Source organism: Nocardioides faecalis (assembly GCF_018388425.1).
GTDB classification, from domain to species: domain Bacteria; phylum Actinomycetota; class Actinomycetes; order Propionibacteriales; family Nocardioidaceae; genus Nocardioides; species Nocardioides faecalis.
In genome coordinates this window covers 318,695-333,723 of record NZ_CP074406.1, presented here as the reverse complement: position 1 = coordinate 333,723, position 15,029 = coordinate 318,695, and the positions used below count along the sequence as shown (strand labels likewise).

Here is a 15,029-nt window from a genome sequence, read left to right as displayed (position 1 = left end):
CGGGTCGCGGGCGCCGCTCCGGTATGCTCCCCTGCTTGTGAGCGAACCCCGCGAGGGGTGCGCGATCGGCGGGCTGTGGCGCAGCTTGGTAGCGCGCCTCGTTCGGGACGAGGAGGCCGCAGGTTCAAATCCTGTCAGCCCGACCACCGTGTCACCAGACACCGGCGAAGGACCCACGACCACGTGGGTCCTTCGCTCGTTTTGGCGCCCCCTGGCGCCCCTGGGCACCTCGGACGTTGTCCGGACTCCGTCCGATCGTGGCCTCCCTCGTGACAGACTGCCGCCCATGGCAGACGAGCAGGACAAGCTGAAGCTCAGCTTGGAGCCGCCCAAGCTCTTCGGGCGCAAGAAGCGCGGGGACTCGAAGAAGGCTGTCTCCGAGCCGCCCACCCGGCCGGAGCCCGAGCCCGCCGCAGCGGCGAAGCCCGCCGTCGAGGAGCCCGTCGCGGTGGAGGAACCCGTCGTCGAGGAGCCCGTCGAGGCGCCGGTCGTCGAGGAGCCTGCTTCGGTGGAGGAGCCCGTCGCGGTGGAGGAGCCTGCTGCGGTGGAGGAGCCCGTCGCGGTGGAGGAGCCTGCTGCGGTGGAGGAACCCGTCGCGGTGGAGGACGCCGTCGTCGAGGAGCCCGCCGTCGAGGTGCCTGCGGCTGCCGACACCAGCGACGACCCGGCCGACGACCCGGCCGATGCCACGGCGACGCAGGTCATCTCGCCGGTGAAGCCCGCCGCCGACACGACCGACACCGCCGTCGACATCGACGCCGAATCCGAGACGGAGCCGGAGCCGGCGCGTCCCGCCGGGCGCGGCATGGCCGCCCGCCTGTCCACCCTCTCCGCAGGCCTGCGGCGTCCCGGCGCGGGGCCGGGCGGATCCGCGGCCCGTGGCGGCGCCGTACCGGCCACGGGCGGCTCTGCGACGAGCGTCATGGAGGGGGACGCGGTCCTCGCCGACCTCGCCGCCGAGGACGCGGAGATCGCCGAGATCGCTGCCGCGGCCGACCACGACCCGCTGCTCACCATCTACCGGGCCGCGGCGCTGACTGGGCTCGTGGTGGGCGCGACGATGGTCGTGCTGACCTGGCTCTCGCTGCGCGGCTGCGAGGCCGTGCGCGGCACCTCCTCGTGCGGTGGCGGGCCCGGCTTCCTGCTGCTGATCGCCACGTTCGCGCTCTGCGTGCTGCTGGGCAGCCAGCTGCTGAAAGCGTTCCTGGTCCCCGACCCGGGCAGCTCGAGCTTCCTCGCGGTGGGCATGGTCGCGGTGATCGCGCTGCTGCTGCTCATCGAGGTGCTCGACAGCTGGACGATGCTGGTCGTCATCCCGTTGCTCAGTGTCGGCGGCTACCTGGCGTCGGTGTGGGTGACCAAGACGTTCGTGGAGCCACCAGACGCCTGACCCCGCGCCTGACCCGCATCAGGCGCGCACCGGTGACGCAGAAAGACCTCGCCCCCGGCTCGTCGTACGAGCCGGGGGCGAGGTCTTCGCGCGTCAGGGGCGTTCCGCTCAGCGCGAGGCGGCGATCAACTCCGCGATCTGCACCGTGTTGAGGGCCGCACCCTTGCGCAGGTTGTCGTTGGAGACGAAGAGCGCGAGGCCGCGGTCGTCGTCGACGCCCGGGTCCTGGCGCAGCCGGCCCACGTAGGAGGGGTCCTTGCCGGCGGCGGCCAGCGGGTTCGGGATCTCCGCCAGCTCCACGCCCGGGGCGCCGGCGAGCAGCTCGCGGGCGCGGTCCACGGGCAGGGAGCGCTCGAACTCGGCGTTGATCGCCAGCGAGTGGCCGGTGAAGACGGGCACGCGCACGCAGATCCCGGACACCCGCAGGTCGGGGATGCCGAGGATCTTCCGCGACTCGTTGCGCAGCTTCTGCTCCTCGTCGGTCTCGCCCAGGCCGTCGTCGACGAGGTTCCCGGCGAAGGGCAGCACGTTGTAGGCGATGGTGCGCTTGTAGACGCCGGGCTCGCCGAAGTCGACGGCCTCGCCGTCGTACGCCAGCTCACGGGCCTTGTCACCGGCCGCGGCGACACCGTTGGCCAGCTCCTCCACGCCGGCGATGCCGGAGCCGGAGACGGCCTGGTACGTCGACGCGATGAGGCGGCGCAGCCCGGCCTCCTCGTGCAGCGGCTTGAGGACCGGCATCGCGGCCATCGTGGTGCAGTTGGGGTTCGCGATGATGCCGCGGCCCGCCTCGATCACGCCGCGGGCGGCCTCGGGGTTCACCTCGGAGACGACCAGCGGGATGTCGGGGTCCTTGCGGAACGCCGAGGAGTTGTCGACCACGATCACGCCGGCCTCGACGAAGCGGGGGGCCAGGGCGCGCGAGGCGGTGGCGCCGGCGGAGAACAGCGCGACGTCCAGCCCGGTCGGGTCGGCGGTCTCGGCATCCTCCACGACGACCTCACGGTCACCGAAGGCGAGCACCTTGCCCGCAGAGCGGGCCGAGGAGAAGAACCGGATCTCGCCGACTCCGAAGTCGCGCTCGAGCAGGATCTGGCGCATCGCGACGCCGACCTGGCCGGTGGCGCCGACGACGCCGATGTTGATGGGCTTGCTCATCGTCCGGTACCTCCGTAGACCACGGCCTCGATCTCGTCCGACCCGAGGTCGAACGCGGCGTGTGCAGCGTTGACGGCGTCGACGACCTGGGTCTCCGAGACCACCACGGACACGCGGATCTCCGAGGTGGAGATCATCTCGATGTTGACCCCGGCCTCCGAGAGCGCCTCGAAGAAGCGGGCGGAGATGCCCGGGGAGGAGCTCATGCCCGCGCCGATGATGGAGACCTTGCCGACCGAGTCGTCGTACTGCAGGCTCTCGAAGCCGATCGACTCCTGGATCCGCGACAGCGCCGTCATCGCAGTCTGCCCCTCGCTGCTGGGCAGGGTGAAGGAGATGTCGGTGCGCCCCGTCGCGGCGGCGGAGACGTTCTGCACGATCATGTCGATGTTGATCTGCGCCTCGGCGACGGCGCGGAACAGCGCGGCCGCCTCGCCCGGCTTGTCCGGCACGCCGACCACGGTGATCTTGGCCTGGCTCCGGTCGTGGGCGACACCGGTGATGATGGCAGCTTCCATGGTGGCCTCCTGGGCAACATCCTCGGCCTTGACGACCCAGGTGCCCTCCTTCTCCGAGAAGGAGGAGCGGACGTGGATGGGCATGTCGTAGCGGCGCGCGTACTCCACGCACCGCAGGTGCAGGATCTTGGCCCCCTGCGCGGCCATCTCGAGGGTCTCCTCGTAGGAGATCCGCGGCACCTTGCGGGCGCGCGGCTCGATCCGCGGGTCGGCGGTGAAGATGCCGTCCACGTCGGAGTAGATCTCGCACACGTCCGCGTCGAGGGCGACGGCGAGCGCCACCGCGGTGGTGTCGGAGCCGCCGCGGCCCAGGGTGGTGATGTCCTTCGTGGTCTGCGAGACGCCCTGGAAGCCGGCGACGATCGCGATCGCGCCCTCGCCGATGGCCTTCTGGATGCGGCTGGGCGTGACGTCGATGATCTTCGCCTTGCCGTGGGCGGCGTCGGTGATCACGCCGGCCTGGGAGCCGGTGAACGAGCGGGCCTCGTGGCCGAGCGTGGCGATCGCCATGGCCAGCACGGCCATCGAGATCCGCTCACCGGCGGTGAGCAGCATGTCGAGCTCGCGGGCCGGCGGCAGCGGCGCGACCTCGTTGGCGAGGTCGATCAGCTCGTCGGTGGTGTCGCCCATCGCCGAGACCACCACGACGACCTGGTGGCCGGCCTTCTTGGTGTTGACGATGCGCTGCGCCACGCGCTTGACGCCGGCCGCGTCGGCGACCGACGAGCCGCCGTACTTCTGCACGACAATGCCCATGGGCGGACTCACTCCTGGCTGGACGGGGGAAGGAAGGGGGGAACGCGGTTCGATCCCCGCCGCGGGCGACCAGCAGCGGGACCGCGCACGATTCTACCGAGCGCGGTTACTGTTCCTCGCCGCTGTCCAGGGTCGTGGAGACGGCGGCCACCTGGTCCTCCTCTGAGGGCACCTCGACGTCGAGGCGGTCGTGAGCCACCACCGAGAGCAGCGCCTTCATCGCGGCGCCCGCCTGCGCGCCCCAGCTGGAGACGTAGGAGAACTGCCACCACCACAGCGCCTCGTCCACGTCGCCCCGGCCGTGGTGGCGCAGGCCGAGCTCGAGGTCGGCGGCGATGCTGGCCAGGTCGTCGGAGAGCAGCCCGGTGACCAGCTCGGGCCGGTAGGGGTCGAAGACGTAGCTGTAGGTGTCGGCGTCGCCGAGCAGCTCGGCGATGCGCATCCGCAGCTCCTCCACGTCGGCGTCGGGACCGACGTCGGGCTGGTACTCCTCACGGGGATCGAAGTCGCGCTGCACCCCCAGCCGGGCACCCGCCAGTGCGATCTGCCCGATCTCCAGAAGCAGCAGCGACACCGCCTGCCCGGGCGTGGCCTGGGTGGCGATCGTGGGCAGCGCGTCCAGGAAGCCGCGCACCGAGGTGGCGATGTCCTCGGCGAACGCGATCGTCTCCGCCGACGGCGCCCGAGCGGACCTCGGGTCGAGCACCGGCGCTGCTCCAGGGATGTCGCTCATGTCGCCGCCTGCCTTCCCACGAACGCTCTGCCGAGGGTGACCTCGTCGGCGTACTCGAGGTCGCCTCCTACCGGCAGTCCACTCGCCAAACGCGTCACGCGCAACCCCAGCGGGTTCAGCATCCGGGTCAGGTACGTCGCGGTCGCCTCGCCCTCGAGGTTCGGGTCGGTGGCCAGGATGACCTCGCCCACGGTGTCGTCGGCGAGGCGGGTGAGCAGCTCACGGATGTGCAGCTGCTCGGGCCCGATCCCGTCGATCGGGGAGATCGCGCCGCCCAGCACGTGGTAGCGGCCCTTGAACTCGCGGGTGCGCTCGATCGCGACGACGTCCTTGTACTCCTCCACCACGCACAGCAGGGTGGGGTCGCGGCGCGGGTCGGTGCAGATGCGGCACTGGTCCTCCTCGGCCACGTTGAAGCAGGTCGAGCAGAACTTCACCCGCGCCTTGACCTCCAGCAGCACCTCGGCCAGCCGACGCACGTCGGCGGCCTCGGCCTGCAGCAGGTGGAACGCGATCCGCTGCGCGCTCTTCGGGCCGATGCCGGGGAGCCGCCCCAGCTCGTCGATCAGGTCCTGGACGACACCCTCGTACATGCCGGGTGCGACTCAGAAGCCGAGCCGGCCCGGCGCCGCGCCGGGGCCGGCGTCGCCGCCACCGAGGCCGCCGGCCAGCGGGCCGAGGGTCTCGGCGGCGAGCTCGTCGATGCGGGTCCGCGCGTCGCGGAAGGCGGCGACCACGAGGTCGCCGAGGTCGGCCAGCGACTCCTCGTCGGTGCCCTGGACCGCCTCGGGCTTGATCGTGACGCCGGTCAGCTCGCCGACGCCGGAGACCGAGACGGTCACGGCGCCGCCGGCGACCGAGCCCTCGACGATCGTCTCGGCCAGGCGCTGCTGCGCCGCCTGCAGTTCGTGCTGCATCTGCTGGGCCTGCTGCATCAGGGCGCCCAGGTCAAGGCCGCCGCCGAGGTCACCGCCGCCGAGGGCGTCGAAGGGGTTCTGGCTCATGGTCTTCTCATCTCTTCTCGGGTGGCGGGCCGCTTCCGCGTCGTCCGCCGGGGGTGGTGGGTCGGGTGCCGCTCAGGTGCGCGGGATCTCCTCGATCATCCGGGCGCCGAGCTCGCGCGCCAGCAGCTCGGCACTGGACTCGGCGTCCACCTCCGCGTCGTCGAGGTCGACGGCCGCGTCGGGGTCGGGCGGCGGCACGTCCGGGTGCGCCTGGGCGGCGACCTCGGCGATCCGGGCGCGCCGCGAAGTGGGTGCCTCCGGCTGCGCCGGGGTGCTCGCCGGAGCCTCGGCGTGGCCGGCCGGCCCGGTCGGTCCGGCGGGTCCGTCGAGGTCCCACGGCGGTGCGTCGTCGGTCGGCGGGGCGGCCGGCGGGGCGTCGTACGACGTGGCGGGGGCGGCGGGCGCCGCGGCAGCCGACGCGGCGGGGGCCGCCGGGGGCGGGGGCGGCGCGCCGGGGGTGGCGCCGGGGTCGATGATCGCCTCGATCCGCACGTCGGCGCCGATCTCGTCGATCACCGCCTGCCGCACGATGTCGGCGTGCCCGCCGCTCTCGAAGGAGCGCCGCGGCCCGTCGTTGGCAAAGCCCAGGCTGAGCACCTTGTTGTCGAAGGCGACCACCTGCGAGTTCTGGGTGAGGTGGATCCAGGTGACCCGCTTGACGTTCTTCACCCGGTCGATCACCGCGGGCCACAGCCGGCGGATGTCGACCAGGGTGAGCCCGCTCCCGGCCGCCGGGGCGGGTGCCGGCGCCGCCGCGGCGGGCTGCTCCACGGGCGGCCGGACGGGCGGCTGGGCGGGCTGGGCGGCCGGCTCGGGCGCCCGCACAGGCTCGGGAGCCGGCGTGGGCTCGGGAGCGCGCGCCGCAGGCGGGGCCGCAGGCGGGGCCGCAGGCGGGGCCGCAGGCGGGGCCGCAGGCGGGGCCGCAGGCGGGGCCGCAGGCGGGGCCGCAGGCGGGGCCGCAGGCGGGGCCGCAGGCGGGGCCGCAGGCTCCGGTGCCGGGGCAGCGGGCTGCGGGGCGGGCTGCGCGGCAGGGGCCGGGGCCGGGGCCGGGGCCGGGGCGGCCGGCATCTGCACCTCGGGCCGCACCACCCGGTGGGCGGGCGCCTCGGGTGCCTGCTCGGCCCGCTCCGGGGCGGCGCGCTCGGCGGCCGACGGCACCGGCCGGTCCTGGGCGGGCAGGGCCGGAGCGGGGGCGGGCGCGGCCTCGGCGGAGGTGACACCGGTGATCGCGACCCGGCGCTCGAGGCGGTCCAGGCGGGCCAGGACGCCCTCGGTGCTGTGGTCCGCGGCGGGGAGCAGGATGCGGGCGCAGATCAGCTCCAGCAGCAGCCGCGGCGCGGTGGCGCCGCGCATGTCGGTGAGCCCGGCGGCGACCAGGTCGGCGGCCCGGGTCAGCTCGCCGCGGCCGAACGCGGCGGCCTGGGCCACCAGTCGGTCGGCCTGGTCGGCGGAGACGTCGAGCAGGCCGGAGGCGGGCGCGTCCGGCACCGCGGAGACGATGACCAGGTCACGCAGGCGGCGCAGCAGGTCCTCGGTGAACCGACGCGGGTCCTGCCCGGTCTCGATCACCTTGTCCACCACACCGAACACGGCGGCACCGTCGCCGGCGGAGAACGCGGAGACCACGTCGTCGAGCAGCGTGTCGGGGGTGTAGCCGAGCAGGCCGCTGGCCAGCTCGTAGGTGACGCCCCGCTCCCCCGCTCCGCCGAGCAGCTGGTCCAGCACCGAGAGGGTGTCGCGTGCGGAGCCCGCACCGGCGCGGACCACCAGCGGCAGGGCGGCGGGCTCGATCGCGACGCCCTCCCGCTCGCACAGCTCGGTCAGGTAGGAGGTGAGCAGCCGCGGCGGGATCAGCCGGAACGGGTAGTGGTGGGTGCGCGAGCGGATGGTCGGGATGACCTTCTCCGGCTCGGTGGTGGCGAAGATGAAGCGCAGGTGGGGCGGGGGCTCCTCGACCAGCTTGAGCAGGGCGTTGAAGCCCTGCGTGGTCACCATGTGCGCCTCGTCGATGATGTAGACCTTGTAGCGACTCCTCACCGGCGCGAAGAACGCCTTCTCCCGCAGGTCGCGGGCGTCGTCGACGCCACCGTGGGAGGCCGCGTCGATCTCGATGACGTCGATCGACCCCGGACCGTTGCGGGCCAGGTCGCGGCAGCTCTCGCACTCCCCGCAGGGGTCCGCGACGGGCGCGCGCTCGCAGTTCAGCGTCCGCGCCAGGATCCGCGCGCTGGTGGTCTTGCCACAGCCGCGCGGGCCGGAGAAGAGGTAGGCGTGGTTGACCCGGTTGCCGGCGAGCGCGGCACGCAGGGGCTCGGTCACGTGCTCCTGCCCGATCACCTCGGCGAAGGTCTCGGGCCGGTAGCGGCGGTAGAGAGCGAGCGGGGAGTCCACGTCTGAACACTAACCAGCGGCTCCGACGCACGACAGGCGGGCGGCCCCAGGAACGTAAAGGCCCCTCGTGCACCCGACAGAGCCCACTTACCCTTGCTGCCTTCCGGCCCTGGGGGAGTTGGGTGAGATATCGCCGCACGAGGGGTTGGCACCACCTTAGACGACACCGTCACGCGACCCCCACGCAGGGCGGCCACCTTGGCCACACCGACCTTGCGCGTCGGCCCGATTTCCACGACCGCGGCGCGGACCGGTAGCCTCCCGGGCGGAGGTATCGCCTAGTGGCCTATGGCGCTCGCTTGGAAAGCGGGTTGGGTTAATAGCCCTCGGGGGTTCGAATCCCCCTACCTCCGCCAGAGAACGGCGCCGAGACACCTCGGCGCCGTTCGTGCTTTCCAGCCCCTGCCACTCCGGGCTCCGCGCCCCAAGTGGATTTGTCGACTTCTCGGCGATTCTCGACGAATTCTCTTGGGAGGCGGTTCAGCGGCGGCGGGCGAGCACCGGGCGCAGCACCAGCAGCACGACGAGCGCCGCTCCACCGCCCAGGCCCCACCACACGGCGTCCTCGCGTACGGCGGCGAGGACGTCGGCGCGCTTGCGGGGCACCCGGCCCGGGGCGACCTCCTCGTCGAGACCGGTGGCGTCCGTCGCCTCGACCTCGCGGCGCAGCGCCTCCACGGGCTGCACCACCCCGAAGCCGGTGAGCGGGCTGGTGGCGGCTCCGTTGCCGCTGGCGGTGGCCTCCAGGCGGGCGCGCAGCCAGGCGGCGGACTCCTTCGGGTGCGCGGACCACACCAGTGCCGCGACGCCGGCGACCTGGGCGGCGGCCCAGTGGGTGGAGACCGACGTCACCACGCACCACGCGCCGTTGAGGCCCTTGACCACCGAGCCCGTGCCCGGGGCGGCCAGGTCGATGGCGGAGCTGCGCAGCACCGTGTCGAGGGAGCCCGGGGTCGAGACGCCGACGGCGACGACGTCCTCGTGGGCGGCGGGCCACACCTCGGCGGCCGCGTCCTCGCCGGGCTTGGCCTTGCCGACGAACTGCGCCAGGAACGACTCGTCCTCACCCGGCCGGTCACCGGCCGCGGCGATCACCAGCGCGCCGCGGGCGACGACCCGGTCGAGGGCGGCGCGCAGGCGGTCGGAGCCGGGGACCTCCGCCGGCACCAGCACGATCGTGCGCGGCCCCAGGGCACCGGAGGCCAGCCGGTCGCCGACCTCGCGCAACCGCTGCTCCAGCGCGCCGGCGGTGGGCACCGGCACCCCGTCGCTGGCCTCGTGCCGCGGCGCGGCGTAGAAGGGAAGGTCGACGATGCGCGCCCGCGGCGCGATCCCGGCCTTGATGCGGGGCTTGGGCTGGTCCGGACCCGCCACGATCCCGGCGACGATCACCCCGTGGCTGCTCGCCAGGCTCGCGGAGGGGCGGGCGGCGTACCCGGCGGCGCCGCTGTCCAGCACGACGACGCTGACCCCCGCCCCCGGTCGGACCCCGCGCCGGCGGGCCACCTCGGTGGCCTGGGGCACCTGGAGCTCCACCGACGCCGCGTTCTCACCGGTCACCGGGTCGCCGAGCTCGGTGTCGGCCCCGACCGTGTCGCAGTCCGGCCCCTCCGCGGCGGCCCGCGCCGCAGGTACGGCGCCGCCTGGGCCGACGGCCGGGACGGCCCCCACCGGCGCGACCAGCGCCGGAGCCAGCATCGGGGCCAGCAGCATCGGGGTGGTGAGCAGCGCGGCGAGCGCGGGCCGGGCCCGCCGGGTCACGAGCAGGATTCCTTGCTCGGCCCGCCCGGTGGCGGCTCGGCGCTGGGCGGGCAGAGCGCGGCCAGCACCGACAGGTCGGCGCCGGGCCGGAACAGCTTGTTCCAGGAGTCGGGCACCACGACCTTGTCCACGCCGTCGTACCCGAGGCGCTCGACCTCCTCCGCACCCGCCACGGAGTTGGACCGACCGCGGTCGTCGATCAGGTAGATGCTGGTGCCGGTCGTCGATCCCCAGTCCGCCGAGCGCACCAGCGCCCCGTGGCCGGACATCACGTCGACCTCGCGGGAACCGGCGGCGACACCCTCGAGCATGCCGACCTCGGCGGGCACGGTGGCCAGCCGGACCGCCGGCACGTTGCCCTCCTCGGTCACCAGGACGCCGCAGATCTCCTCGCTGGCGGACACCGAGCCGGTCGGCAGCGCCTCCGGCCAGGAGGAGGCGTCGTACGGCACGCCTTCATCGATCGTGAACGACGCACCCGGCCCGGCGGTGATCTCGCGCGGCAGCCGCCGCTTGCCGTCCACCGGGGTGTTGCGCAGCACGGCCTCCGCGAACGGGGTGAGCTTGACGAAGCCCGACCGGGTGGCGACGTAGGTGTTGTTGTTGCGGACGTAGAGGTCGCCGACCAGCGCGCCGTCGGTGTAGCCGCTCAGGCCCGCGGGTGCCCCGAGGTCGCCCAGCCCCAGGCCACGGGCGTCCAGCGGCTCACCGGCCGGGAACAGGCCGAGCCACTCGTCGGGCACCTCGATCTCGTCGTTCGGCGAGAGCCGCAGCGCGTCGTACAGGCCGTCGTTGTCGGCGGGCAGCTGGTAGCTGTAGGCGCGCCGCGGCAGACGGTCGACGTCGGCCTCCGCGATCAGGTACCGCTTGCCGCTGTCTGCTGCACGCACCACGAACGCCTGGTCATCGGCGGGCCGCGGCCGCACCTCCTCGGCGATCTCGGTGCGGATGCCGGCGCCTGAGGCCGTGCACGAGCTCCAGCCGCTGTTGATCAGCTGCCGGGGTCCGGGCACCGTGGCCGGCGCGTCCAGGATGCCGATCTGCGGGCCCTTCTCCTGCTGGGACAGCGTCTCGTCCGGCACGCTCTTGGTCTTCACGTCGGAGCCCAGGATCAGCTGGGCGGAGGTGACGTTGATGATCGAGCGCAGCTGCACCTGCCCGGGGAAGACGCTCTCGTCGAGGATGATGTACAGCGCGCCGTGGTCGTCGGTGACCAGGCCGGGCTCGCTCCACGACGGGTCGGTGCGCGGGTTCAGCGCCCCCGCGACGGCGCCCGCGGCGACCAGCAGCACCGCCAGTGCGACCCCGCCGACGATCATCCGGCCGGGGCGGGCGGGCTCCACCTCGCGCCCGCCCGGGGCGCCCGAGACGAAAGCGGTGACCAGCCGGCGCCGGCTGAACGAGTAGGCCTCGACCAGGTCCTTCTTGGTCGCCACGCTCAGGACACCGCCTGGCGGACCTGGTCGAACAGACCGATCGCGACGACGAGCAGCGGCAGCAGCGCGATCAGCGCCGCGGACTCCAGCACGTCACCGAGCCGACCGCGACGCACCGAGGGCACCGACGGCGTCAGCGTCGCCGCCAGGAGCACCGCGCCGGCCACCGCCAGCAGCACCGCCAGGGTGGGCCGCCACTCGTCGTGCAGGGTCAGCACCGCCACGGCGGTGACCGCGAGCCCGGCGATGCCCGAGGCGAGACCGAGCATCACCTCGCTGCCGGTGCGGTACTGCCGGGTGCGCAGCATCACGATCAGGCAGGCGTCCACCGCGAGCAGGGTGCCGGTGACGCCGAGGCTGACCGCCAGCGGGGCCACCGCCAGGAGCATCACCCCGACGGTGCCGGAGATGGCGAGCAGGATCTCGTGCGCCAACCGGGCATCGGCCGAGACCCGGTGCGGGTCGATGTCCTCGGGGTCGGCGGTGATGTCGGCCGGGGCGTAGAGCTGCTCGACCCGCGTCGAGGTCGCACCGAGCGCCAGCCACGGGAAGACGCTGCCGGTCAGCACGACGAACGCGAGCAGCACGGTGAGCACGGTCGCCGGCGCGAACCCGTCGGCGCCGGCGGAGCGGAAGTAGAACCCCGCCATCATCGCCAGCACCCCGAGCACCACCGGAGGCAGGACCAGGGTGCGCCCGGCGTCGAGGCCGACCACGCAGATCGCCCCGGCCAGCAGGGCGCCGGCACCGCCGTAGGCCAGCGGCTCCGCGGCCAGCGCCGCGTCGGTGGGCGCGAACATCACCCCGGCCGCCGCGGCGAACGCGGCCGCGAGCCAGGAGACGCCGACCGCGGCCTCCGGCTCCCGCTGGGCGCGGGAGAGCACGATGCCCGCCGCGCACAGGGCGAGCGCGACGAGTGCGGCAGCCGCCGCCGCGAGCTCGGAGCCACGCTGCACCAGCAGCGCCGCCAGGCCCAGCAGCAGGAAGAGCCCCGCCGCCGCCAACGCCGTACGACGCCCCGAAGCCGGCTTCCACGGCCGCAGCTCGTGCTCGACGACGTCGGTCATCGCCTCCACGACGTCGTCGTAGACCCGCGGGGGCGGGTCGTCGACACCGGCGGTCACGGTGAGCAGGCTGCCGTCCTCGACGCCCTGGAGCACCAGGCCGCTGTCGGGCTGGAGCCGGCGCCCGTCGGCGGTGCCCACCCGGTAGCCGCCGTGCACGGTGGTGGGGTCGAGCAGGCCGACGCTGCGGGCGAGCTCGGGGAGGAGCTCCGCGACCGGCACCGCTCCCGGCAGCACCAGGTCGACGCGCCGGGTCCCCGACGTGACGGTCACCCGCACCAGCCCCGAGGCCAGCGCCGGGGGGACCCCGCCCACTTGTGTCATCCGCTCCACCCTTCCTTCGACTCACCGGCCGTGCTCGTCGTCGAGACGCCGACGGAGGGACCGACGCCGGTGCGTCGGTCCCTCCTGGAGGCGCTCAGTCGATCAGAACTCGAACCGCGCCGCTCCGCGCTTGTCCGCGGCCATGTAGTCGGCGTTGGACTGGTAGACGCTCTGGTGGCTCTTGTCGAGCAGGTCCCGCATCTCCTGCATCGCCCAGTCCCAGGCGGCCTTCGAGACCCGGTAGGCCTCCTGCTGGGAGCCGGACCAGGTGGCGACCTTGGGGGCGATGTCGTTCTCGAGGTTGTTCAGGGTCTCGTCCAGCTTCTGGACGGTGGCGTACATGTTCTGGGCGGCGGCGTCGAGCTCGCCGTGGTTGACGCGAAGTCCGTCGAGGCTCATGTCAGTCTCCTTCGTTCCAGTGGTCTCAGGCTGCTCAGAGCTGGCCGAGCTTGTTGATCAGGGTGTTCATGTTCGACCCGGCGCCCTGGTCGACGGCGACGTTGTCGGCCTCGGTCTCGGTGAGCGAGGCGTGGAACTTGTCCAGCGCGGTGGTGATCACCTTGTGCTTCTCGGTCCACGCGTTGTGCAGCACCATGAAGGCGCGGCCACCGTCACCCTCCCACTTGCCCTTCAGCCCCTGGATCTGGCCGTCGAGGGTGTTGGAGTGCTGGGTGAACTCCTGCTTGGCCTGCACGACCCGCTCGGCGATCTGCTTGAGTGCGCCCTCTGCGTGGCCGAACTCGATGTTCGAACCTGCCATGTCTGCTCCTAGGTCGGATCAGTGGACGGCCACGCCGCCCTGGGTGTGTTTTCTCTGCCCGTGGCTCCCGAGTGCTTCCAAAGAGCCGACGCATCAGGTGCTACCCGGGTCCGCGCAGCGGCTAAACCTCAACCGGTGACTTCCCACAGATGGCGGAACAGCCCGACGGCCACCACCAGCGCGCCGACGGCGAACGAGCCGCACAACGCCTCGGCGACCTCCGCGCGGCGCGACCACCATGCAGAACGCCAGCCTCGGCCGACGAGGACCGCGACGGTGACCAGCACCCCCGCGAGCACCACCGCGGCGCCGGCGAGCAGCCCGGCCGAGCCGATCCGGCCGGTGCCGGCGCCCAGCGGCGCGACGTCGAGCAGCACCAGTGCCAGACAGGCCAGCGGCACCACCCCGGCCAGGCGCAGCATCCGCCGTGCGAGGACGTGGCGGTAGCTGCGGGCGGCCAGCAGCAGCGCGGCGCCACCGAAGCCGACCAGGCAGCGGGCACCGACCCGGTCCAGCGGCAGGGTGGCGGTCGCCAGCAGCAGCGGGGCGGCGATCGCCGAGGTCACCAGGATCGCCACCGAGGCGGCACCGAGCAGTCGGGTGCCGCGCGCCGCCACCGTGTCCACGGCGTGGCGGGGCACCACGATCCGGCCGCGACGGCCGGTGGGCCGTTCGCGGGCGGACCAGGCGGTCACGGCCAGCCGCTCGAGGTCGAGCAGGTAGGAGTCCGGTACGTCGACCGCGACCTCGGGCACGAAGCGGGCACCGAGGACGGCCACGAGCAGCAGCACCGCCCAGACCACCTGCGGCGCCAGGCCGAGCAGCACACCGAGCCCGGCGACGACGAACCAGCCGGAACCGACCACCATCCAGGTGCGTAGCCCCTCCTCGGCGCTGCTGCCCAGGGCCGCGAGCGCGCGTCCCACGGCGGCGCACACCGCCGCCGCGAGCCCCGCCGCGCCGAGCACCATCGGCAGCCGCTCCGGCAGCGGGTCCCAGACCGCGGCGAACACCGCGGCCGCCGCGAACGCGGGGGCGGTGAGCACGCGCTGCTCGGCGATCCGGCCGACCGGCAGGCAGCCCACGACGGCGGCGAGCAGCAGCACCGCCACCGCGGACAACCGGTCCTCGGCGGGCAGTCGGGTGCTCGCCCAGGCCGCGGCGACGGCGACGCCGACGGCGACCAGCAGCCACGTCCCGGCAGCCGGACCCGGCGCCGGCCCCCTGCCCCGGTCCTCGCGGGCACCGTCGCGGCGGTGCGACCCGGGTGGGCGCAGCGCGGGGTCGACCGCGACCAGCACCGAGCCGGAGGCGAGCCCCGCGGCGGCCAGGGTGGTCGCCATCGGCAACGGCGCGCCGGTGCGGGTGAGCAGCGGCAGCGGCGCCCGCAGGCCCGTCTCGGCCGCGTAGGCCGCGGCGACGTCGCCCAGCGCCGCGTCCGCCGGCACGGTCAGGTCGAGGACGCCGTAGGGACCGTGCACGGTCACCGCGACGAGCGCTCCGGCCGTAGGCGGCCGGGACGTCGTACCCGACATCGGGCCTCCCGGAAGTCCGTGGTCGTCACCGGGATTCACGGCGACGTGGGCAGGGTAGTCCTCCCTGCCGTGCCCCCATACCCACTGCACCCGTGCTCCTACCATCGGGACGGCCGCGACCTTCGCGCGCAGGCCGTGACCCGGCGGGCAGAGCGCGAGCATGCCGGGGGACGGGGCCCGGGGCAGCACAGCACGGGGC

The 15,029-nt window shown here is 73.8% G+C and carries 13 protein-coding genes, 2 tRNA genes and 1 other RNA gene; 3 read left to right on the top strand and 13 right to left on the bottom strand.

What is annotated here, in order from left to right; genetic code table 11:
* Nucleotides 1-69 precede the first annotated feature (69 nt).
* A tRNA-Pro gene (locus KG111_RS01480) sits at nucleotides 70-146 on the top strand.
* 140 nt (nucleotides 147-286) lie between these two features.
* Complete coding sequence (locus tag KG111_RS01475) at nucleotides 287-1,390, top strand: hypothetical protein (protein WP_205292313.1); 1,104 nt, start codon at nucleotides 287-289, stop codon at nucleotides 1,388-1,390.
* Between the two features lie 108 nt (nucleotides 1,391-1,498).
* On the opposite strand, the gene KG111_RS01470 is transcribed toward KG111_RS01475, so the two are convergent.
* The 7 genes from KG111_RS01470 to ffs form a co-directional block, all read right to left on the bottom strand.
* The gene (locus KG111_RS01470; RefSeq protein ID WP_213450021.1) at nucleotides 1,499-2,548 is read right to left on the bottom strand and encodes an aspartate-semialdehyde dehydrogenase; all 1,050 of its coding nucleotides are present in this window, start codon (nucleotides 2,546-2,548) and stop codon (nucleotides 1,499-1,501) included.
* Nucleotides 2,545-3,822 (bottom strand): aspartate kinase, encoded by a 1,278-nt coding sequence (locus KG111_RS01465; protein WP_205292312.1) that lies wholly within the window; start codon nucleotides 3,820-3,822, stop codon nucleotides 2,545-2,547. The genes KG111_RS01470 and KG111_RS01465 overlap by 4 nt, the downstream gene beginning before the upstream one ends.
* Before the next feature lie 106 nt (nucleotides 3,823-3,928).
* On the bottom strand, nucleotides 3,929-4,555 hold the full coding sequence (locus KG111_RS01460) for a DUF5063 domain-containing protein (protein ID WP_205292311.1): 627 nt from the start codon (nucleotides 4,553-4,555) through the stop codon (nucleotides 3,929-3,931).
* Nucleotides 4,552-5,148 carry a recombination mediator RecR gene (recR, locus tag KG111_RS01455; RefSeq protein ID WP_205292310.1) on the bottom strand — a complete coding sequence of 199 codons (597 nt, stop codon included), beginning with the start codon at nucleotides 5,146-5,148 and terminating at the stop codon, nucleotides 4,552-4,554. The genes KG111_RS01460 and recR overlap by 4 nt, the downstream gene beginning before the upstream one ends.
* A 12-nt stretch (nucleotides 5,149-5,160) precedes the next feature.
* Nucleotides 5,161-5,559, bottom strand: coding sequence for a YbaB/EbfC family nucleoid-associated protein (locus KG111_RS01450; protein WP_205292309.1), 399 nt, complete (start codon nucleotides 5,557-5,559; stop codon nucleotides 5,161-5,163).
* 72 nt (nucleotides 5,560-5,631) lie between these two features.
* On the bottom strand, nucleotides 5,632-7,950 hold the full coding sequence (locus tag KG111_RS01445) for a DNA polymerase III subunit gamma and tau (protein ID WP_213450020.1): 2,319 nt from the start codon (nucleotides 7,948-7,950) through the stop codon (nucleotides 5,632-5,634).
* Between the two features lie 56 nt (nucleotides 7,951-8,006).
* Nucleotides 8,007-8,097, bottom strand: an RNA gene (gene ffs, locus KG111_RS01440) — signal recognition particle sRNA small type.
* A gap of 120 nt (nucleotides 8,098-8,217) precedes the next feature.
* Between ffs and KG111_RS01435 the strand changes: the two genes are divergently transcribed.
* Nucleotides 8,218-8,306, top strand: a tRNA-Ser gene (locus KG111_RS01435).
* A 124-nt stretch (nucleotides 8,307-8,430) separates the two neighbouring features.
* On the opposite strand, the gene KG111_RS01430 is transcribed toward KG111_RS01435, so the two are convergent.
* From KG111_RS01430 to KG111_RS01405, 6 genes are all read right to left on the bottom strand, one after another.
* Nucleotides 8,431-9,711: a S8/S53 family peptidase gene (locus KG111_RS01430; RefSeq protein ID WP_205293009.1), complete on the bottom strand. Its 1,281-nt coding sequence runs from the start codon at nucleotides 9,709-9,711 to the stop codon at nucleotides 8,431-8,433.
* Nucleotides 9,708-11,147 carry a type VII secretion protein EccB gene (locus KG111_RS01425; RefSeq protein WP_205293010.1) on the bottom strand — a complete coding sequence of 480 codons (1,440 nt, stop codon included), beginning with the start codon at nucleotides 11,145-11,147 and terminating at the stop codon, nucleotides 9,708-9,710. Before KG111_RS01425 ends, KG111_RS01430 begins: the two co-directional genes overlap by 4 nt.
* Before the next feature lie 2 nt (nucleotides 11,148-11,149).
* On the bottom strand, nucleotides 11,150-12,535 hold the full coding sequence (eccD, locus tag KG111_RS01420) for a type VII secretion integral membrane protein EccD (RefSeq protein WP_205293011.1): 1,386 nt from the start codon (nucleotides 12,533-12,535) through the stop codon (nucleotides 11,150-11,152).
* Between the two features lie 102 nt (nucleotides 12,536-12,637).
* Entirely contained in the window at nucleotides 12,638-12,934 is a 297-nt protein-coding gene (locus tag KG111_RS01415; RefSeq protein ID WP_205293012.1) for a WXG100 family type VII secretion target, read from the bottom strand.
* A 34-nt stretch (nucleotides 12,935-12,968) separates the two neighbouring features.
* Nucleotides 12,969-13,295: a WXG100 family type VII secretion target gene (locus KG111_RS01410; RefSeq protein WP_205293013.1), complete on the bottom strand. Its 327-nt coding sequence runs from the start codon at nucleotides 13,293-13,295 to the stop codon at nucleotides 12,969-12,971.
* A 128-nt stretch (nucleotides 13,296-13,423) separates the two neighbouring features.
* Nucleotides 13,424-14,830: a hypothetical protein gene (locus KG111_RS01405; RefSeq protein WP_205293014.1), complete on the bottom strand. Its 1,407-nt coding sequence runs from the start codon at nucleotides 14,828-14,830 to the stop codon at nucleotides 13,424-13,426.
* Nucleotides 14,831-15,029 lie beyond the last annotated feature (199 nt).